Raw genomic sequence first — 20,904 nt, 5'->3', positions numbered from 1 at the left:
TTATAAATAAAAAAATTCCGCAACCACCTGTGTGTCGGTGATTACGGAAGCAAAAGTAAGTAACGGGCCCTGGCCTATCACTTTACCTAAAGTTTACCTAAAGTCATTTTACATCATATTTCTTTGCTTTTTCCATCATTTTCTCGAATATCTCTATATAGTTATCATTTTGTTTAGACGCATTAAGTAGTTGTGAAAGATTCTTGTAATCTGCATCAAAAAAAACTCCAAGTTCCTCTATCAACTTCTGCTTATTTGAAGCGATTTGCCCATTTTCATCTTCAAACATACGTAACTCAAACATGGCACTGAGAATCTTGGCAAAGTTCGTTTTATGTTTCTTCGCAATCCGGAAGTGACTTTTTCCTGGTTTTATTTCCTGCTGCTCCAATCCATCCTTGTGTAATACTTCATAAATGGCATCTGAGAGAAACATATCACTCTGCCAATACTGTTCCATCCGTTCTTTTAACCGATGCTCCCCCATTCGCCAAACGAACTTATTCATTTGCCTCTGTATCTGTTCAAGGTCTTGCATAGAAGTATGTTCCTGAATCACACATATCAAATCCAATGCTAATGTACGATGTCTTACGTTATCGACTAATAACAAACATACCACCAGTAATGCCATAGTAACAATTATAGCATACGAGACCTCTTCTTCTGATGCCCTCTCATCCATTGAGCTTATATCATACCAAAGTTTATTCCAGAAAGTCTGACATAAATAGCGAGATTCTTCCGGATTTTCCTTTATTTCATCAAGCATTCCAGCTATTGCTACTGCCATTTCTTCTGGAGAAAGCCGAAGCACAGGCATCTTAAATGAAAAATGCAAAGCGACATCACAAACGAACCGATAAAGCAAACCATTTTCAAACTGCTCTTCGATATTTTCTCTTTCTTCCTTCTTTAACCGGCGTAATATTTTCATACTCTTTTGTTTGTTCGCGTATATAATCTAATTTGTTTATTAATCCAAAACAAGTACCCTCTCTATCTCCAAGCACACTTTGTCCGTTAATAAAATCATCCAGCAAACCTTTATCTATATTGTAAAGTGCACGTATGACGTCACCATTACGATATACCCCAAATTGTTCAAAATGTACGCTGATATGATATCCATTATTACAACAAAGTGCAACCATTTGTGCTAAATCTTCTTTCGTGCGGTCTAAAGTCAGTGTACCTTCTTTATCAGCATCAACCTTAAATGAACTTCGTGCAGCTCCTGTAGCTGAAGCCAATGATGCTAAAAAACGTAAACGATCAGTCATAACAGGAGAAGCATCTACAGGTCCAACCTTATCCGGATTAGGAAATTCAAATACGACTTTCTGTATCCGCTCGTTTTTCTGGGTCATCTGCTCCTCTATCGCTTCCCAGAAATCACGTGTACGAACTTTTGCCCGTATTTCTATTGAGAACCCCAAAGGTGCAAGCACAGCATGAAATGATTCCTGAAGAATATCACGCACCTTATCCGTGTTACTATCAAATGCTCCAGAACGTTCTATAGCTATTTGTCCGATACCAAAACGATTATCTATAATCACAAAACAATAAGGATTCGACTCTTCCTTATTTTCATGATAATCTTGCCAGAGTGTTACATGTTTTACATTACACACACGCATCAGCGTTACTCCATTACGTGTCTTAAGAATTGAATTAGGAAAGCATTGAGGCAATCCATCCTTATTAGAGACTTGATATAAATTAAGCTGATTAGCATTAAATAAATTTCCAAAATAAACCTGAGCGTTGTCATATACACTCTTATTTTCCTGGAAAAGTTCTTTTGTGTTTGTTTTTACCAGTTCGTATTTGTAGATTGCAAATTTCATAATCTGTCGTTTTAAATAGTTTATTTTTTCATCTTTCCATTTGCATGTAGTTTGTTTAAAAGACAGCCTATCAGATTTTTCTTTAAGGCTCGTATATAAGTTTCCATCAACGTATAATCAAACGTAGAGGAAGAAGTCACAGGTAACAATACGGTATCAGTTTGTATCTTTTTATTCGAAATGGAGTTTCCCCATGAATATTTATGCGAAAGACTTTTATATAAAGCCGCAACAAAAAACAATTGGATATTCTCTGTTCTTCCATTTTCATCATTAAAGCGAAGAACAAGATTGTGACTATCGTTCGAAAAAAAGTCTTTGGGCTGATAAGTTATGACCAATGTTTTTCCGCCAATCATAATCGAATTTCCTTCTTCTTTCATTTCATCATCATATGAGACATATGAAACAATAGAATTATTACCTTCACTTGCCGTAACATAAGGGGTATTTCCACTTCCTAATATAATATCAGATTTCAATATATTATGGGAGTTTCTGACATCAAAAAAGTCTACTATACTTACCTCTTTCATCTTTACTTTACCCTCATTTATACGCCTTAAAGCTTCAGCTTCATCATCAGTAAGTGTACAATCTTCATAATTAGTGTCCAAACTTTCCTCGTGCACATTGTCATTTCTAATGATTTCCCCAATTTGCCATGCCAAGTAATCTTTTACAACTCGCTGAAAATCTTCTGCTACTGGACGAACATCTACATTTCTATGCTGGGCATATGTCCAGTCATTTCCATCTAAAGTGATATAATCTTCCACATAGCAATCCTGATAGTATTGTAGATTTTCATCGTGTGCTCCACGTCCGTAACGTATTAGACGCACAACTTCATCATAACGTTCCGTCGCATGGTCTGTATTACGTAAGTTTACACTTTGACTTGATTTTTTTCGGTTCTGACGCGTATACCCATCATTGGAAAAATCTATAAACTTCACAACCTGATGTATATCATGAGGGACTCCAACCTTAAATACATAAATAGCCGTTTGCACACTGGCTTTTCCACAAAAAATATCACTCATGTGGATAGAAGCCACCAATGTATTGTTTTTTAGAATTTCACGCGTGTAAGGCAAGCCATTCCCGCTTCCTGCATTCTCCATAATCAACACGGCTGCCATACCACCATGATGCATCATACTTAATGCACGGTGCACAAAAACAAAGCCTTTTCCCGATTTTGAATATGGAGGATTCAATAAAAATACATTTGCAGGAAAGGGTTTTCCATTGTATTCACCTTGTTCATAGTTCCCTTCAAACTCTGTCAAAGAGTCTCCATGAATAATGTTCGAACTTCCGTCCTTCATCAGAATCATGTTGAGTACAGCCAACATATAAATATCAGCAAGTTTCTCTATACCCAAAAGCTGATACATTTTGATATGTGTAATCTTACGGTTTAGTTCTTCAGGACTACTAATTTTTTGTTTGGCATCTGCTATCATTTGATGCATAGACGAAATAAGGAAACCTGCCGAACCAGTAGCAAAATCCCACACATAGCTGTCCATATTGACTCCACATAATCGAGCCATAAGTTCTGTAATATAGCGAGGTGTAAGTACAACATCATTTTTTGCACCATCAGGTACATCCACCCATTCATTTAGAACATTAAACAAACGACCTGTAAAGTCTATATTATGAAGTTCTCCCGTCAAAAACGGAATGATATTCTGCCGTACATCTGCATAAATTGTATGAAGAGCACTTTCGCCATCTTTTGGTTCTTGTAACTTAGAATGAATAAAAACGACGCGTAAAACCTCTTCAATCATTTCTATCTTTTGACGAGGGAGTTGCTTTTCACTAAGATAGTCGGAAATTTTATTCATAATAACCTGCCCATCATTATTCTTTTCTCCTTGGTCACCACGCAAATCACTTACACTCAAAGGACTGACTTTTCCTGGCACACCTAAACCAGCCATTACCAAACCTGTAATTAACTGAACACGTTGACCTACATCTATTTTTTGTCCGTAATCTTCATCGTGCATTTTCTGGTTAATCACTTTAAGTCGACGTTCAATATCATCCTCCAGTTCTATTTTCTTTAATTCAATCTCAGAATCAGTAAGAAAAAGTTTATCAATATCTTTGATAAATCCATTTACGTATTCTGGTAAAAGAAAAGAAAGATCTGTATATTCACCAACTTTCTTCGGAACAAATAAATTTTCTTTTGATACATAGTACACTCCCATTTCATAAATCCGACCTATGGAAGTATCATATCCATTCACGCCTATGGCCACAACTTCTTTATATGATTCCGTATTGTTCAAAATGGCATGGGCATAATGAACGGCTCCATTGACGGCATACTTAGCAATATTACCATAATGAGGTTCTTTATCTTTATTCAGGTTACAAATATCTCCATTCTTATCGCACTTTATAAGATCTCCCTTTCTCCCTTTTACTTCAATCATTACAGGAATGCGACGCATATCGGAAGTTTCCAAAAAGCATTTTATATCCGGATAGTTTACTCCTTCACCTCCACTTTTACTGGGAGCCTTGCGCAAGGCCTCTTCAATTTCAGAATTGATACTTTCGGTTTTTGTATAATATTTAATACTACGTAACTGCGCCTTACACCAGTCCTCCACTTGTTCTTCAATGCTTCTTACATTTTTCGTTGCCATTGCGCTATATATTTATTATCGTTTTTTATATCTCTCATGAATACCTCATGAGTTTTTATCTTTCCACAAAGATAAATATTTTCCATAAATAAAAACATATTGCTACAAATGCTCAAAAGTTTTTTATAATGAAGCCATAATGTTTCTCGATGTCTTCTCTGATAATAATGTGACAATTGTGACAAATGACAAAGGATATATAGAGACATATATATACTTATATTATATATATTAATATATATAATATAAAATTGAAACTGATTTTCTCGTTTTGTCATTTTGTGATTGTCATTTGTCACATTGTCACGTTCATCATAATAACCTCAAAAAGACTGGCTTCTTTTTTAGACGTGACAAAAAAGGGAGAGTCAGCAAATATTACCTGCACATGCAAAATATAGTTTTCACAAGCAAAAAAGCAGGTTTACCGTTCCGTAAAACGGTATTCTATAAAAAAGGATATTTCATTAACTGATTTTCACACCTTGATGCTTTCTCGTTTTTGAGAATCACGGTAGCAGGAGGTATCTTTGTGTCAGTTAAATAAATCATTAAACCATCATACAAACACAAAAGATTATGACAACTGGAATTTTAAAGTATCGGCTCGTGGAATTAAAGTACCCCATCAATGACCCTGAAACTCCTGAAACAAGATGGTACGCCCGTGCCGTACAAGACCGTACAATTGATTTTGAGGATTTCGTAACCCACATGTCAGAACACAATTCTCCCTACTCACGCGGAGTGATTCACGGAGTACTCATTGATATGCTCTCTTGTTTACAAGAGCTGGTACTCGATGGAAAGTCAGTCCGTCTGGGAGATTTAGGACTGTTTTCGTTAGGCATTTCGGGAGAAGGTGCTCCTACACGCGATGTTTACAACCCCACTAATTATGTAAAAGACGTACACTTGAATGTACGCAACACCAAAACATGGAGTAACGCTGAGTTACGCAAACGTTGCCGCCTACAAGAATTGACTGAATATTCTACAGGAAAAACGGAATAATCAGCCTGATGTAAGTTTCACTTTTTTATTCACACAACACTATCACACGTATGGAAAACGACAAGAAGAACATCTGGAAAATCGTCATTCAGACACTGGTCACCATCCTGACCGCCATCGGTACCACACTGGGTATCACCAGTTGCATAGGCTGAAAAATGCCCTCGCACGCACAAAAAGCCCGGCTGCTGATTGTTTCGGCAACCGGGCTTTCCCGTCTCTATACAATACGCATCACTTCAGATACGTCTGGAAGAAGTGCGTAATCTTGTCAAAAGGAATCACATCCAACTGGTCGTACAGGTCGACGTGATTGGCTCCCGGAATAATCAGCAACTCCTTGTTGTCGCCCTTCAGCTTCTTGAGGGCATCTTCACTGAAATAGCGCGAATGGGCTTTCTCTCCGTGAATCATGAGCACGGCACTACGTATCTCGTCGCTATACGACAGGATGGGCATGTTCATGAACGACAAGGAGGAAGTCTTGTTCCACCCGTTGTTGGAGTTCAGCGAACGCTTGTGATAGCCGCGCGGTGTCTTGTAATATCCGTAATAGTCTTTCACAAACTGGGGAGCATCGTCGGGAAGCGGGTCTACCACCCCACCGGCCAGCGCATACGTACCCTTGCGGTAGTCTTCCGTACGCTGGGCGTTGAGCTGCTTGCGAAGCTCATAGCGCGCATCGGCATCCATGGCATCGAAATAGCCGTTGGCATTCACCCGGCTCATGTCGTACATCGTAGCGGTAACGGTAGCCTTGATGCGCGTGTCGATGGCCGCCGCATTCAGTGCCATGCCTCCCCATCCGCAGATGCCCAGTATGCCGATACGGTCGGCATCTACCTGCTCACAAATAGAAAGGAAGTCCACCGCCGCACAGAAGTCCTCCGTATTGATGTCCGGAGACGCCACATAGCGGGGTTCGCCCCCACTCTCACCGGTGTACGAGGGGTCGAAGGCAATGGTCAGGAATCCGCGTTCTGCCAGTGTCATGGCATACAGGCCCGACGATTGTTCCTTCACCGCTCCGAAAGGCCCGCTCACGGCTATGGCCGGAAGTTTTCCTTCGGCCTGCTTGGGCACGTACATGTCGGCCGCCAGCGTAATGCCATAGCGGTTGGTAAAAGTCACTTTCCGGTGGTTCACCTTGTTGCTCAACGGGAACACCTTGTCCCATTCGTGTGTCAAATTCAAACTCTTTTCCATCTTCATCTCCGATTTTAAACCGTCCGTTGTGGCAAGCAGGCTGCCCGTAGTCAGAAGCCAAGCCGCCGATGCCGTGCACAACGTCTTCCACAATATATCCATATAGTTATCACTCTATTATTCTACGAAGGCAAAAATAACACAAAAGCCCCACAGAGACATTTCCGTGAGGCTCAAATATCGTTTCTGAAAAGTTCAAATGCACGAGGGAGCGGCCAGTGCCGTGGGCGGAATGCCGTAGCGTTTCTTGAAGGCCGTAGAGAAATGCGAAGGGTTCTTAAAGCCCACCTCCGCATAGACATCGACCACCTTCCGCCGTTCTTCCTTCAGCAGGTGATAGGCCACTTCCAGGCGCTTGCGAATCAGCCATTTCTCGGGTGTCAGCGCGCTCACCTTCTTGAAGTCGCGCTTGAAGGTGGCCAGGCTACGTCCCGTGTAATGCGCCAGCTCCTCTAAGGTGAACTCGTACATGTAGTTCTCGTTCATGAAGTCAAGAATGTCCATCTTCCACGGTGTGCTGAAGTCGAACAACGCGGTCATGAAGCGCTTATCGGTATGAAGCAGGGCCAGCAATCCTTCCTGCAACTTCAGGTGCATCACGTCGTCCTGCGGTTTCACTTCCGGATTGAAGTAAGGTGTCATCGAAGCAAACAGGCTCTCAATCTCAGCCGAAGGAGGAAGTTTCATCACGCCGGGCACGAACCTCTCCACATGCTCTGCCTTGTCCGTGTGGCGGGCATACTTTCCGTACATCTCCCGAAGGAAGGAGCGGGTGAAGCACATGTAAATTCCGCAATACTGCTCCCCGCCCGAGGCTTTCTTGTACATGGTCACACGATGGTCGCGCGGAATGAACACGCACTCTCCTTTTCCCACGTGTATCTGCCGGTGCCCGTCGTCGAGCACCATCTCGCCCGACAAGACATAGTTCATGGCGTATTCTCTGGAACGGTGCACGCACGCATCGGCATCGTCATAGAAAAAGCTGAAAAACACATTCTGGTAATTGAATATGACTTTCATGGGGTTATGGCGTGAGGTTGTAGGTTCTGTTGTCATCTCTCTTCTCTTTTTTGTGAATGGGGTATGCACAAAGATACAAATAAAAACGTCGCGTTTATCATCACGGCGGAGCAAAACAAAAACTCCTTTGAGGGCATCGTTCTAGCCACGCAAAGGAGTTTCTTTCTTCAGGGTTCCCCAAGGTCTGCAAACCACTCGCCTCAGGCGGGCGGTCCGTATACCTTATTATATATTAGTAACCCAGTTCTTTTTCAAGAGCGTTGTATTTTTCCTTATCAAGCTTCCAGTAGATGTTCAACAAGTACTGGCCCCACAACTGACGGTTGTCTGGTTTAGCTTCTTTTGCTTTTTCGTAGAAAGGAAGTGCTTTTTCGTACAGTTCCTTAATCTTAGCTTCGTTGGTAGCATACTTCGGATCGTCCATAGAAAGCTTAGAGTTTTCTTCTACGATTTCCTGAGCCGGGAAGAATGAGCAGTCACCAATCTTAGAATAAGCTTCAGCTACGAAATCCTTACCTTCTGCAATAATCTGGTTGAATGTAGCGATGGCACCTTCGTAGTCTTTCTTTTCATACTGAAGCACACCCTTCACGTACATGAAGTACGGAGTAGAGTTCTTAGCCAGTACGGCATCCATCTGAGCCAGACCTTCGTCAATCTTACCTTTCTGGATGTAGTAGTCCATCAGGTTACCGATGAAGTATTCCTGTGACGGGAATTTTTCTACACCTTCCTGGATAGTAGTCAACCATTTTGCTGAGTCAGGAGTTTCACCTTTTCCGTAAGCTTCTGCCAGGCACATCAATGAACGGTAACCTTCTTCTTTGTGTTCCTTACCGATAGTAGCGTATTTGATTACGGCTGCATTGTCTTTCAATGAATTAGCGGCAAGAGCGGCATAGTTGGCAATCAACGGAGTCAATGTGTCGTTCTTTACGGCATCTTCATCGGCGAACAACGGGTTCTGCGGAGCGTCTACATACAAACCGAAGAACTTCAAAGCGTTGGCATAGTTACCTGCATTGTAAGCGTCAGAACCGGCGTTAGTCAACTGAGGACGTACGGTAGCCAATGTCTTAGCCAGTTTCTTTCTCAATTTCGGTTTCTTCAATTCGCCGCTCTGTACCTTAGCCTGTTCTACTTCGTCACACTTTGTGTAGTATTCGAACATTTTAGCCAAGCTGTTATACAATTTAGCGGTATCAGCCTGACCACCCGGCAAATACAATTTCATGTTTTCGTCGTCATAGATAGACTTCTGGAAATCACCAGCCAGTTTCCATGTTTCAGGATCATTGGCGGTAGAAGGATCTGTCAAAGCAGGTTCGATGATTTGTGCTGCCTTCACGGGATCGCTCTTGGCAGATTTAGCTTCCTTTACCACGCTTTCCTGAGCAGAAACAGCACATGCGGTAAAGAACAAAGCGGCTGAGAATAATACTTTTTTCATAAGGTTTAAATTTAGTAATACAAATATTCAAGTTAGTTTTTGTCCGGATTATTCATTCGGTTCGTCCGTAACAGGCTGAATGGTTTCTCCGTCGGCGGGCTGGATGTCCGTTGCCGGAGTTGCTTCGTCCTGCACTTCCTCTTCTTCATTTTCAGAAGCTACCTTACATACGGAACCAATCTGGTCGTTGCGCTTTTCAAGGTCAATCAGGCGCACACCCTGTGTGGCACGTCCCATGATGCGCACATCGGCCACCTTCAGACGGATGGTGATGCCCGACTTGTTGATAATCATCAGGTCGTTTTCATCGGTTACCGACTTGATGGCTACCAGACTTCCGGTCTTATCCGTAATGTTCAGTGTCTTCACACCCTTTCCGCCACGGTTGGTCTTGCGGTAGTCTTCAATGTCCGAACGCTTACCGTAACCGTTTTCAGATACCACCATGATGGTTTCTGTTTCAGGATCTTTGATACAGATCATTCCGATTACCTCATCCTGACCGTCTTCATCGAGTGTGATACCGCGTACACCGGTAGCTGTACGTCCCATTTCGCGTACCGCGCTTTCATGGAAACGGATGGCACGACCGTTACGGTTGGCAATCACGATTTCATTGTTTCCGTTAGTCATACGTACTTCAATCACACGGTCGTCTTCGCGGATGGTGATGGCGTTCACACCATTCTGACGCGGGCGGGAATATTGTTCGAGCAACGTCTTCTTGATGACACCGTTCTTCGTACAGAAGAGTACATAGTGACTATTGATGAATTCCGTGTCGTTCAGGTTCTTCACACGCAGGTAAGCCGTTACCACATCGTCTGCCTCAATGTTCAGCAGGTTCTGGATGGCACGTCCCTTCGAAGTCTTGTTGCCTTCCGGAATTTCATATACCTTGAGCCAGTAGCACTTACCCTTCTGCGTGAAGAACAGAAGCGTGTTGTGCATAGTAGCCGGATAGATATGTTCGATAAAGTCTTCGTTACGGGTTTCACTTCCCTTCGAGCCTACGCCGCCACGGTTCTGCGCACGGAACTCAGAAAGCGGTGTACGCTTGATGTATCCCATGTGCGAGATGGTGATGACCATTTCGTCATCGGCATAGAAATCTTCCGGATTGAACTCTTCCGAAGCATATACGATTTCCGAACGACGGTTGTCGCCGTATTTTTCTTTCACTTCAAGCAGCTCGTCCTTGATAACCTTCTTGCAAAGTTCCTCGTTGCTCAGAATTTCTTCGAAGTAAGCGATTTGCTTCATCAGGTCTTCGTATTCGGCATGGAGCTGGTCCTGCATCAGTCCGGTGAGCTGGCGCAAGCGCATTTCTACGATAGCACGAGCCTGGATTTCGCTCAGGTTGAAGCGGGCCATCAGGTTCGTGATAGCTTCGTTCGGAGTCTTGGCGGCACGGATAATACGGATTACCTCGTCAATGTTGTCCGAAGCGATAATCAATCCTTCCAGGATGTGCGCACGTTCCTTGGCCTTGCGCAAGTCGTAACGTGTACGGCGGATTACCACTTCGTGACGGTGTTCCACGAAATATTTGATCAGTTCCTTCAGGTTGAGCAGGCGTGGACGGCCATGAACCAGGGCCACGTTGTTCACACCGAAAGAAGTCTGAAGCATGGTCATCTTGTAAAGCTTGTTGAGCACCACGCTGGCGTTGGCATCACGCTTGATGTCGATGACGATACGCATACCTTCGCGGTCGGTTTCGTCGTTCACATTCGAAATGCCTTCGATTTTCTTGTCGTTCGACAAATCAGCGATGCTCTTGATCAGCTCAGCCTTGTTCACACCATACGGAATCTCGGTCACTACAATCTTATCGTGTGTAGGATGCGATTCGATTTCGGCCTTGGCACGCATTACCACACGTCCGCGTCCGGTTTCGTAGGCATCGCGCACACCGCTGATACCATAAATATATCCTCCGGTCGGGAAATCAGGTGCCTTGATGTACTGCATCAGGCCGTCTACGTCGATTTCATTGTTATCGATGTATGCCACGCAAGCGTCAATGACTTCACGCAGGTTGTGTGTCGGCATATTGGTAGCCATACCTACGGCGATACCTGAAGCACCGTTCACCAGCAGGTTCGGGATACGGGTCGGCATGACGGTAGGTTCCTGCAACGTATCGTCGAAGTTGTTGGTAAAGTCTACAGTTTCCTTGTAAAGGTCCTGCATCATCTCCTCACCAATCTTCTTCAGACGAGCCTCCGTATATCGCATAGCGGCGGCACTATCTCCGTCGATAGAACCGAAGTTACCCTGACCGTCGACCAGCGGATAACGCATCGCCCAGTCCTGTGCCATACGCACCAGGGCGCCATATACAGACGAGTCGCCGTGAGGGTGATACTTACCCAATACTTCACCTACGATTCTGGCTGCTTTTTTATACGGTTTGTCGGATGTATTTCCCAGTTCCATCATTCCGTAAAGAATACGGCGGTGAACCGGCTTGAATCCGTCTCTTACATCAGGGAGGGCGCGTGCCACGATTACTGACATGGAGTAATCAATGTACGACGACTTCATTTCCTCTTCGATGTTGATTTTTATAATTCTGTCTTGTTCTTGCATTTAATACATTATTAATTATACTTCCTTTCAAGGCTTGTAAAAAACCATGCTAAAGTACGACTTTTAGCGGATATACAAAAACTTTTCCACCAAAAAATACGTATAAGCCTGCATTTGGAGACACTTGTAGGAAATGTGGCACGCATTTTGTTAAATAGAAAGAAAGACTTGATGAAGAGTCTTTATAATAATGTATATTTGCAAGCCTATTTTGAATATAAACAATTGGAGAAGATATGAATTTGATGAGCAACGAATTTACACAACAAGTGTCCGACATCGTCGTTTACGGGAAAGAGGAGGCCAACCGCCTTCAGAACGACCATATCGAACCGGAACATCTGCTATTGGGCATCTTGCGCGATGGAGAGTGTAAAGCCGCCGAAATATTGAAATCGTTCTACCTCGACCTGAAAGGTATCAAGAACGAACTAGAAACACAATTACGGGAGAAGTCCATTCTAGAGAACTACTCACAGGACATCTCATTCAGCGAGGAAGCATCAAAAATTTTGACATTAAGCAAACTAGAGGCACGATTGATGAATGACGAGAAAGTGGACACCCCGCATATTTTATTGGCCATTATGAGAGACAACCAGAATAACGCATATAAGATATTGGAAAAGAACGACGTAACTTACGAAAAGATAATAGACCGTCTAAAGCAGGAGGAAACCCCTTTTGACGGACTGGATTTCAATGATGACGAAGAAGAGGAAGGCATCGGACGTCGCGGAAACGCGGACAAGAACAACGATGGCTTCGGTTCTTCCGCCAACCGCCAGGCCACGCAGACCGAACAGAAACAAGCGGACGGTGGCACGCCCTACCTCGACAATTACGGTATCGACCTGACCAAGGCAGCCGAAGGTGGGAAACTTGACCCCGTGGTAGGCCGTGAGAAGGAAATTGAACGTATCGCACAGATTCTGAGCCGGCGCAAAAAGAACAACCCGATTCTGATTGGTGAGCCGGGTGTGGGAAAATCGGCCATTGCCGAAGGACTGGCGCTCCGTATCGTGGAGAAGCGGGTTTCGCGTGCCCTGTTCGGCAAGCGCATCGTTTCGCTCGACATGACGGCGGTAGTGGCCGGAACCAAGTATCGCGGACAATTTGAAGAACGCATTCGTGCCATTCTGACAGAAGTGAAGAAACATCCTGACGTCATTCTGTTCATCGATGAGATACATACCATCGTGGGAGCCGGCTCGGCGGCTGGTTCCATGGACGCGGCCAACATGCTGAAACCGGCACTGGCACGTGGAGAAATCCAATGCATCGGGGCCACCACCCTCGACGAGTATCGCAAGAACATCGAAAAAGACGGGGCATTGGAACGCCGCTTCCAGAAAGTGCTGGTAGGACCGACCTCACCGGAAGAGACCTTGCAGATTCTCCGGAACATCAAGGATAAATACGAGGAACACCATAACGTGACATATACGGACGAGGCGCTGGAGGCTTGCGTACGCCTGACCGACCGCTATGTGACCGACCGCTATTTCCCCGACAAGGCCATCGACGCTATGGACGAAGCGGGTTCTCGCATCCACCTCACTCACATCTCCGTACCTCAGGAAATTGAGGAGCAGGAACGATTGATTGAGGAAGCGCAGCAACATAAGAATGAGGCCATTCGCTTGCAGAACTTCGAGCTGGCCGCCAGCTTCCGTGACCGTGAAAACCAGTACACGGAGCAATTGGAACGCCTGAAAAATGAATGGAAAGAAAAGTTGAAGGACAACCGGGAAACGGTGGACGCACCACAGATAGAGGAAGTGGTGTCCATGATTTCGGGTGTACCCGTGCAACGTATGGCGCAAGCGGAAGGTGTACGGTTGAAGGGGATGAAGCAGGCATTGCTTTCGAAGGTTATCGGACAGGACAAGGCGGTAGAGACACTGGTAAGAAGTATCCAGCGGAGCCGTGTGGGACTGAAGGACCCGAACAAGCCTATCGGTACGTTCCTTTTCTTAGGACCGACGGGTGTAGGAAAGACGCATCTGGCGAAAGAGCTTGCCAAGAACATGTTCGGTACTACCGACGCCATTATCCGTATCGATATGAGCGAATACATGGAGAAATTCACCGTGTCACGTCTGATCGGAGCTCCTCCGGGATACGTGGGCTACGAAGAAGGGGGACAACTGACGGAAAAGGTACGCCGTCATCCCTACTCCATCGTATTGCTGGATGAAATCGAGAAGGCCCACTCCGACGTGTTCAACATGTTGTTGCAAGTGATGGACGAAGGCCGGTTGACGGATAGCTTAGGACGGACCGTAGATTTCAAGAATACCATTATCATCATGACGTCCAACATCGGTACACGCCAGTTGAAGGAGTTCGGCAAAGGCATCGGTTTCACGGCACAGACCGGCGAGAACGAGAAAGAACATGCCAATAGCGTGATTCGCAAGGCCTTGAACAAATCGTTCGCTCCCGAATTCATCAACCGCCTGGATGAAATCGTGACCTTCGACCAGCTGGATATTGCTTCACTGGAGAAAATCATCGACATCGAGCTGGCAGGACTCTACAAGCGTATCGAAGGTTGTGGCTACCATCTCCTGCTCGACCAGGAGGCCAAGCGTTTCGTGGCAGAAAAAGGCTACGACGTACAGTTCGGTGCCCGCCCGTTGAAACGCTCCATCCAGAACCACCTGGAAGACGGACTGGCAGAGCTGATTATCAACGAAGAACCGCAGGCGGGCGATACCTTGCATGTGTACATGAACGCCCAAGGTGACGGAGTAGAAATGAAAGTAGAAAAAGCATAACGGAATTCTGACAGAATTTCGGTATACAGACAAAATGTCAGGTACAAACGTATCTGGCATTTTTTTTGTGTAAGGACTGGAAAAAAATTTATTCGAACAATCATAAAAAACAAAGAGATATGCAAAAAGGTAATATCGGGGTTACAACAGAAAACATATTCCCCATCATAAAGAAGTTCTTGTATAGCGACCATGAAATTTTCCTCCGTGAACTGGTTTCCAATGCGGTGGATGCAACTCAGAAATTGAAGACACTGGCTGCTACGGGCGATTTTAAAGGTGAACTGGGCGATTTGACGGTACGTGTAAAAGTGGACAAGGAAAACGGTACCATCACCATCAGCGACCGTGGTCTGGGTATGACGGCCGAAGAAATCGACAAGTATATCAACCAGATTGCCTTCTCAGGAGCAAATGACTTCCTGGAAAAATACAAGGACGATGCCAATGCCATCATCGGTCACTTCGGTCTGGGATTCTACTCAGCCTTCATGGTAGCCAAGACGGTAGATATCGTAACTCTTTCATATTCATATAAGGAAGGTGCCAAAGCCGTGAAATGGAGTTGCGACGGAAGTCCTGAGTTTACCCTTGAAGAAACAGAACGTAGCGACCGTGGAACCGACATCATCCTGCACGTGGATGAAGATTGCAAGGAATTCCTGGAAGAATCTCGCTTGCAGGGCTTGCTCACCAAGTATTGTCACTTCCTGGCCGTACCGGTAGCCTTTGGCAAAAAGAAGGAATGGAAAGACGGCAAGCAGGTAGAAACGGATGAAGACAACCTGATTAACGACACTTGTCCTATCTGGACCAAGAAACCGTCGGACTTGAAGGAAGAGGATTACAAGAAATTCTACCGCGACCTGTATCCGATGGCCGACGAACCGTTGTTCTGGATTCACCTGAATGTAGACTATCCGTTCAACCTGACCGGTGTGCTCTACTTCCCGAAGATCAAGAGCAACATCGACTTGCAACGTAACAAAATTCAGTTGTATTGCAACCAGGTATATGTGACCGACTCAGTAGAAGGTATCGTGCCCGACTTCCTGACCTTGCTTCACGGTGTCATCGATTCTCCGGATATTCCGTTGAACGTATCTCGTTCTTACTTGCAGAGCGATTCGAACGTGAAGAAGATTTCTACTTACATCACGAAGAAGGTATCCGACCGCTTACAATCTATCTTCAAGAACGACCGTAAGGAATTTGAAGAGAAATGGGACGACCTGAAGATTTTCATCAACTACGGTATGCTGACTCAGGAAGATTTCTATGAAAAGGCTTCCAAGTTTGCTTTGTTCAAGGATACAGACAACAAATATTACACCTTCGAAGAATACCAGACACTGATCAAGGATAATCAGACCGACAAGAACGGCAGCCTGATTTACCTCTATGCCAACAACCTGGACGAACAGTACACTTACATCGATGCGGCCAAGAACAAAGGCTACAACGTATTGCTCATGGACGGCCAGCTGGACGTACCGATGATCAACATGCTGGAACAGAAGTTCGAAAAGAGTCACTTCACCCGTGTGGATAGCGACATCGTAGACCGCCTGATTGTGAAGGAAGGCCAGAAGGGTGAAGAACTTCCGCACGACAAACAAGAAGTGCTCAGTTCTTTGTTCAAGGGACAGATGCCGAAGGTAAAGAAAACAGAATTCCACGTAGAAGCACACGCACTGGGCGAAAACAATGCGCCGATTGTCATCACACAGGCTGAATACATGCGCCGTATGAAAGACATGGCCAGCATCCAGCCGGGCATGAGTTTCTATGGTGAAATGCCCGATATGTTCAACCTGGTATTGAATAGCGACCACCGCCTGATCAAGCAGGTATTGAGCGATGCCGAAACAGCTTGTGCGGAAAAACTCGTACCAGTAGAATCTGAAATCGCCATGCTGACTCTCCGTCGTAACGAACTCCAGAAAGCACAGGAAGGAAAGAAAGATGAAGAAATCCCGACTGCCGAAAAAGACGAACTGAGTGAGGTAGAAAAGAAGATTGAAGCGCAAAAGACCGAAAAGGAAAACATCCTGAACGGTTATGCTGTCGGCAACAAAGTGGTTCACCAGCTTATCGACCTGGCCTTGTTGCAAAACAACATGCTGAAGGGTGAAGCCCTGACCAACTTTGTAAAACGAAGCGTGGAAATGATCTGATTTTCCCCCATAAAATAAGGAAAGCCATTCTTGCAGGTATGCAGGAATGGCTTTTTTTGTGCTTTTTATGCCCGTGGATAGAAGATAATTTGTACATTTGCCCAGAAACACGCAAGCAGACAACCATGGAAAACAAAACCGAATTGATATTAATCCGCATCAGCGGAGTGGACCGACCGGGACTGACCGCATCGGTGACTGCCATCTTGTCTAAATATCAGGTAGACATTATGGACATCGGACAAGCTGACATTCACAGTACCTTGTCACTGGGTATTCTTTTCAAATGTTCCGATCAGGATTCCGGAAATATCATGAAGGAATTGCTTTTCAAGGCTTCTGACTTGGGTATCAATATCCGCTTCTATCCTATCAGCGACGAAGAGTATGAAACGTGGGTAAACCTGCAAGGAAAGAACCGCTACATTCTGACGCTATTGGGCAGAAAACTTACGGCACAACAGATTGCCGGTGCTACCAAGCTTTTAGCAGAGCAACAACTGAACATCGACGGTATCCGTCGTCTGACCGGACGTATTCCCCTGGACGAGAAAAAGGCAAACGTGAGAGCCTGCATCGAATTTTCGGTGAGAGGTACTCCCAAAGACCGTGAAGAGCTACAAAGCCAGCTCATGCAGCTCAGTGCTTCACTGGGCATGGACTTCTCTTTCCAGCAAGACAATATGTACCGCCGTATGCGCCGACTCATCTGCTTTGATATGGATTCCACCCTCATTGAAACGGAGGTCATCGACGAACTGGCCATACGGGCCGGTGTGGGCGACCAAGTGAAAGCCATCACGGAAAGAGCCATGCGTGGCGAAATCGACTTCTGCGAAAGTTTCAAGGAACGGGTAGCCCTGCTCAAGGGACTGGATGAAAGCGTGATGCGCGACATTGCCGAACACCTCCCAATTACCGAAGGAGTGGAACGTCTGATGTTCGTCCTCAAACGCTACGGATACAAGATTGCCATTTTGTCGGGAGGTTTCACGTATTTCGGCAACTACCTGAAAGAGAAATTCGGCATTGACTATGTCTATGCCAACCAGCTGGAAATCGTGGATGGCAAGCTAACCGGCCGCTATTTAGGTGACATCGTAGACGGAAAACGAAAGGCGGAATTGCTCCGCCTGCTGGCACAGGTAGAAAACGTGGACATCGCACAGACAATTGCCGTGGGCGATGGAGCCAACGACCTGCCCATGCTTTCTACGGCAGGACTGGGAATCGCCTTCCATGCCAAACCGAAGGTCGTGGCTAATGCGCAACAGGCCATCAATACCATCGGACTGGATGGCGTGTTGTATTTTTTAGGATTCAAGGATTCCTATCTGGACGAACGCGGCAAATTATAATGACAAGATAACATTACTATATGAAGTTTTCGGAACTGAACTTAGAAGATAGCGTCCTCGATGCCTTGGACGCAATGAATTTCCAGGAATGTACGCCCGTGCAGGAACATACCATCCCTGTCATCCTGGAAGGGAAAGACCTGATTGGCGTGGCCCAGACAGGTACGGGAAAAACGGCGGCCTACCTGCTTCCGGTGTTGAACCAGTTGAGCAAGGGAGGTTATCCAGAGGATGCCATCAATTGTATCATCATGTCGCCCACCCGCGAACTGGCCATGCAGATTGACCAGCAGATGGAGGGTTTCTCCTATTTCATGCCGGTGTCAAGCGTGGCGGTGTATGGAGGAAACGACGGTATCCGTTTTGAGCAGGAAAAGAAAGGGCTGACTTTGGGAGCGGATGTAGTAATCGCTACTCCGGGACGTCTGATCAGCCACTTAAGCTTAGGTTATGTGGACTTGTCGAAAGTATCTTTCTTCATCCTCGACGAAGCAGACCGCATGCTCGATATGGGATTCTCGGACGACATCATGCAGATTGTCAAGTATCTTCCCAAGGAACGGCAGACCATTATGTTCTCCGCCACCATGCCGACCAAAATCCAGCAACTGGCCAAGACCATTCTTCACGACCCGGTGGAAGTGAAACTGGCCGTATCCAAGCCGGCGGAAAAAATCATTCAAGCCGCTTACATCTGCTACGAGGCACAGAAACTGGGCATCATCCAGTCGCTGTTCCAGTCCCAGCAACCGGAGCGTGTCATCATCTTTGCCTCTTCCAAGCTGAAGGTGAAAGAAGTGACCAAGGCCCTGAAACGCATGAAGCTGAACGTGGGCGAAATGCACTCCGACCTGGAGCAAAGCCAGCGCGAAGAAATCATGCATGAGTTCCGCAACCGCCGCATCGACATCCTGGTGGCTACCGACATCGTGGCCCGTGGGATCGACATCGACGACATCCGCCTGGTCATCAACTACGACGTGCCGCATGATAGCGAGGACTACGTACACCGCATCGGACGTACGGCCCGTGCCAACAACGACGGATGCGCCATCACTTTTGTAAGTGAAACCGAACAGACCCGTTTCAAGCAAATCGAAACATTCTTAGGAAAAGATATTTACAAACTCCCCGTACCTGAAGAACTGGGCGAAGGTCCGGTATATGCTCCCCGCACTTCCAGAAAAGAAGGAGGCAAACAGGTGAAGAATTTCTCCCGCAACAAAAAAGGCGGATGGAAAAAGAAAGGGGGAAACCATGCGAAAAAGCAGGGAGAAAGAACGGTCAAGAACTAAACATAAAATTTCCTGTTTTTAGTCTCAATTATACTAATTCATGAGACTAAAAGCAGGAAATTTTTACTTTAGAAATCCTTTTTTCAAAGCACTCGCTTAACCTATTATTAATTACATATCTAATTTTATAAATCTATTCTCTAGAAGCTTTTGCATTCCATACTAACAATGCACAAATAACAGATAAAAGCGCTGCACCTATCCAAAAATAATTTATAGCCGTAAAATCATAAACATCTTGACCATCTACGATAGTCTTATTTCCTTCTATCAATATTCCACTCATTACATCTTGAATTCCAGCACCTACATAACTAGCTATACCAACTACGCCGAGGGCCGCACCAGAGGCATTTCTTGGTGCTATATCCACAGCCATTAACCCTCCAAGGAAACAAAGAAGTACACCTATCCCAAGGCCAAACATTATCATTGCAATAACATCCAGCCAGTAATGTACACCAGGAACTAACAAAAATATAGATAAAGCACCAACATTAAGTAACCCAAATATCAATGCTGGAATATTTCTTCTCCCATTAAACAACTTATCTGAGATATAACCAGAGAAAGCTGTTCCAACTATACCACATACAGAATTAACTGATATAATAAAACTTGCATCAAGTGTACTATAACCTTTTTGTGCTTCAAGATAAAAAACTCCCCAACTATTAACTGCATAACGACTAATATACATAAAAGCACTTGATAAAGCTAATATCCATATAGCAGGCATTAATAGAACTTGCTTTTGAGCCTCATTATAATCCGCTGTTTTTCAGTAGTTTGAACTTTCTTAATATTAGAAGGAAGTCCCTTACTCTCTGGAGAGTCATGAAAAAAATTCCATATAATCAAAGTACCTAATAAACCAAGCAGACCAGCACCCCAAAATCCATATCTCCAACCTAATGCAGATACAATTGAAGCTACTATAATAAAAGTAAGCGCCTCACCTATATTATGACTAGCAGACCAAAAACCATAAAAAGAGCCTCGTTCTTTATCATCAAACCAGCGAGAAAGCCCTACAACACAAGATGCAGCCCCCATTGACTGAAACCAACCACTTATACCCCAAAGTACGGCAAAAAGAATAAAAGAGTTTGTAAAACCAAGAGCTAAATTTACAAGAGAAGTTATCAATAGTCCCGTTGACATAAATCTATTGATATTACTTCTATCAGCCATAAAACCATTGGTAAATTTTCCTATTGCATAAGTAAAAAATAATACAGAACCTATTATACCCAGCTCTGTTTCTGAGAATATTCCTTCCTCTACAATTGGCTTTTTCACAACATTTAAACTTAATCTACATACATAATACATACCATAGCCAAATGTTGCTGAAAGAAAAGTTGACCATTTGTAAATCCGCATCTTCTTTTTTATTTCTTCAGACGAACTATAATTACAAGACTTTGGTGTTGAGACTCTATAAAAGTCTATTACTGATTTTAATATCA

13 protein-coding genes and 1 pseudogene are annotated in these 20,904 nt (G+C 44.7%); 6 read left to right on the top strand and 8 right to left on the bottom strand.

What is annotated here, in order from left to right:
* Positions 1-103: 103 nt before the first annotated feature.
* From DXD04_RS05630 to DXD04_RS05620, 3 genes are read right to left on the bottom strand one after another with little or no spacing between them, the layout of a single operon-like run.
* Positions 104-937, bottom strand: coding sequence for a hypothetical protein (locus DXD04_RS05630; RefSeq protein WP_147330744.1), 834 nt, complete (start codon positions 935-937; stop codon positions 104-106).
* Positions 879-1,853, bottom strand: coding sequence for a hypothetical protein (locus DXD04_RS05625; RefSeq protein WP_117671611.1), 975 nt, complete (start codon positions 1,851-1,853; stop codon positions 879-881). The genes DXD04_RS05630 and DXD04_RS05625 overlap by 59 nt, the downstream gene beginning before the upstream one ends.
* Positions 1,854-1,873: 20 nt before the next feature.
* Complete coding sequence (locus tag DXD04_RS05620) at positions 1,874-4,531, bottom strand: N-6 DNA methylase (RefSeq protein WP_117671609.1); 2,658 nt, start codon at positions 4,529-4,531, stop codon at positions 1,874-1,876.
* 579 nt (positions 4,532-5,110) lie between these two features.
* Here DXD04_RS05620 and DXD04_RS05615 point away from each other — a divergent pair.
* Positions 5,111-5,545 carry an HU family DNA-binding protein gene (locus DXD04_RS05615; protein ID WP_117671607.1) on the top strand — a complete coding sequence of 145 codons (435 nt, stop codon included), beginning with the start codon at positions 5,111-5,113 and terminating at the stop codon, positions 5,543-5,545.
* Between the two features lie 50 nt (positions 5,546-5,595).
* On the top strand, positions 5,596-5,700 hold the full coding sequence (locus tag DXD04_RS16645) for a smalltalk protein (RefSeq protein WP_181977454.1): 105 nt from the start codon (positions 5,596-5,598) through the stop codon (positions 5,698-5,700).
* Between the two features lie 79 nt (positions 5,701-5,779).
* Here DXD04_RS16645 and DXD04_RS05610 read toward each other — a convergent pair whose 3' ends face one another.
* The 4 genes from DXD04_RS05610 to gyrA all read right to left on the bottom strand — a co-directional run bounded on the left by DXD04_RS05610 (position 5,780) and on the right by gyrA (position 11,819).
* Positions 5,780-6,853 (bottom strand): alpha/beta hydrolase, encoded by a 1,074-nt coding sequence (locus DXD04_RS05610; RefSeq protein ID WP_117671605.1) that lies wholly within the window; start codon positions 6,851-6,853, stop codon positions 5,780-5,782.
* A 93-nt stretch (positions 6,854-6,946) separates the two neighbouring features.
* A complete protein-coding gene (locus DXD04_RS05605; protein WP_117671676.1) occupies positions 6,947-7,774 on the bottom strand; it encodes a helix-turn-helix domain-containing protein in 828 nt (275 codons plus the stop codon).
* 232 nt (positions 7,775-8,006) lie between these two features.
* A complete protein-coding gene (locus DXD04_RS05600) occupies positions 8,007-9,224 on the bottom strand; it encodes a tetratricopeptide repeat protein (protein WP_117671603.1) in 1,218 nt (405 codons plus the stop codon).
* 48 nt (positions 9,225-9,272) lie between these two features.
* Positions 9,273-11,819 (bottom strand): DNA gyrase subunit A, encoded by a 2,547-nt coding sequence (gyrA, locus tag DXD04_RS05595; RefSeq protein ID WP_117671601.1) that lies wholly within the window; start codon positions 11,817-11,819, stop codon positions 9,273-9,275.
* Positions 11,820-12,064: 245 nt separating this feature from the next.
* Between gyrA and DXD04_RS05590 the strand changes: the two genes are divergently transcribed.
* From DXD04_RS05590 to DXD04_RS05575, 4 genes are all read left to right on the top strand, one after another.
* Positions 12,065-14,602 (top strand): ATP-dependent Clp protease ATP-binding subunit, encoded by a 2,538-nt coding sequence (locus tag DXD04_RS05590; RefSeq protein ID WP_117671674.1) that lies wholly within the window; start codon positions 12,065-12,067, stop codon positions 14,600-14,602.
* Positions 14,603-14,721: 119 nt separating this feature from the next.
* On the top strand, positions 14,722-16,779 hold the full coding sequence (gene htpG / locus DXD04_RS05585) for a molecular chaperone HtpG (RefSeq protein ID WP_117671599.1): 2,058 nt from the start codon (positions 14,722-14,724) through the stop codon (positions 16,777-16,779).
* 125 nt (positions 16,780-16,904) lie between these two features.
* Complete coding sequence (gene serB / locus DXD04_RS05580) at positions 16,905-18,137, top strand: phosphoserine phosphatase SerB (protein WP_117671597.1); 1,233 nt, start codon at positions 16,905-16,907, stop codon at positions 18,135-18,137.
* Between the two features lie 20 nt (positions 18,138-18,157).
* Positions 18,158-19,432 carry a DEAD/DEAH box helicase gene (locus tag DXD04_RS05575; RefSeq protein WP_022054437.1) on the top strand — a complete coding sequence of 425 codons (1,275 nt, stop codon included), beginning with the start codon at positions 18,158-18,160 and terminating at the stop codon, positions 19,430-19,432.
* A gap of 133 nt (positions 19,433-19,565) precedes the next feature.
* On the opposite strand, the pseudogene DXD04_RS05570 reads toward DXD04_RS05575, so the two are convergent.
* Positions 19,566-20,902: pseudogene (locus DXD04_RS05570) on the bottom strand (MFS transporter).
* Positions 20,903-20,904: the final 2 nt, after the last annotated feature.

Source organism: Phocaeicola plebeius (assembly GCF_003437535.1).
GTDB lineage: Bacteria > Bacteroidota > Bacteroidia > Bacteroidales > Bacteroidaceae > Phocaeicola > Phocaeicola plebeius_A.
This window is presented reverse-complemented; position numbering and strand designations above follow the sequence as displayed.

Bases quoted from the DNA above. Each gene is read 5' to 3' on its own strand.
- DXD04_RS05630 (WP_147330744.1), bottom strand. From the start codon at position 937: ATGAAAATATTACGCCGGTTAAAGAAGGAAGAAAGAGAAAATATCGAA.
- DXD04_RS05625 (WP_117671611.1), bottom strand. From the start codon at position 1,853: ATGAAATTTGCAATCTACAAATACGAACTGGTAAAAACAAACACAAAA.
- DXD04_RS05620 (WP_117671609.1), bottom strand. From the start codon at position 4,531: ATGGCAACGAAAAATGTAAGAAGCATTGAAGAACAAGTGGAGGACTGG.
- DXD04_RS05615 (WP_117671607.1), top strand. From the start codon at position 5,111: ATGACAACTGGAATTTTAAAGTATCGGCTCGTGGAATTAAAGTACCCC.
- DXD04_RS16645 (WP_181977454.1), top strand. From the start codon at position 5,596: ATGGAAAACGACAAGAAGAACATCTGGAAAATCGTCATTCAGACACTG.
- DXD04_RS05610 (WP_117671605.1), bottom strand. From the start codon at position 6,853: ATGGATATATTGTGGAAGACGTTGTGCACGGCATCGGCGGCTTGGCTT.
- DXD04_RS05605 (WP_117671676.1), bottom strand. From the start codon at position 7,774: ATGAAAGTCATATTCAATTACCAGAATGTGTTTTTCAGCTTTTTCTAT.
- DXD04_RS05600 (WP_117671603.1), bottom strand. From the start codon at position 9,224: ATGAAAAAAGTATTATTCTCAGCCGCTTTGTTCTTTACCGCATGTGCT.
- gyrA (WP_117671601.1), bottom strand. From the start codon at position 11,819: ATGCAAGAACAAGACAGAATTATAAAAATCAACATCGAAGAGGAAATG.
- DXD04_RS05590 (WP_117671674.1), top strand. From the start codon at position 12,065: ATGAGCAACGAATTTACACAACAAGTGTCCGACATCGTCGTTTACGGG.
- htpG (WP_117671599.1), top strand. From the start codon at position 14,722: ATGCAAAAAGGTAATATCGGGGTTACAACAGAAAACATATTCCCCATC.
- serB (WP_117671597.1), top strand. From the start codon at position 16,905: ATGGAAAACAAAACCGAATTGATATTAATCCGCATCAGCGGAGTGGAC.
- DXD04_RS05575 (WP_022054437.1), top strand. From the start codon at position 18,158: ATGAAGTTTTCGGAACTGAACTTAGAAGATAGCGTCCTCGATGCCTTG.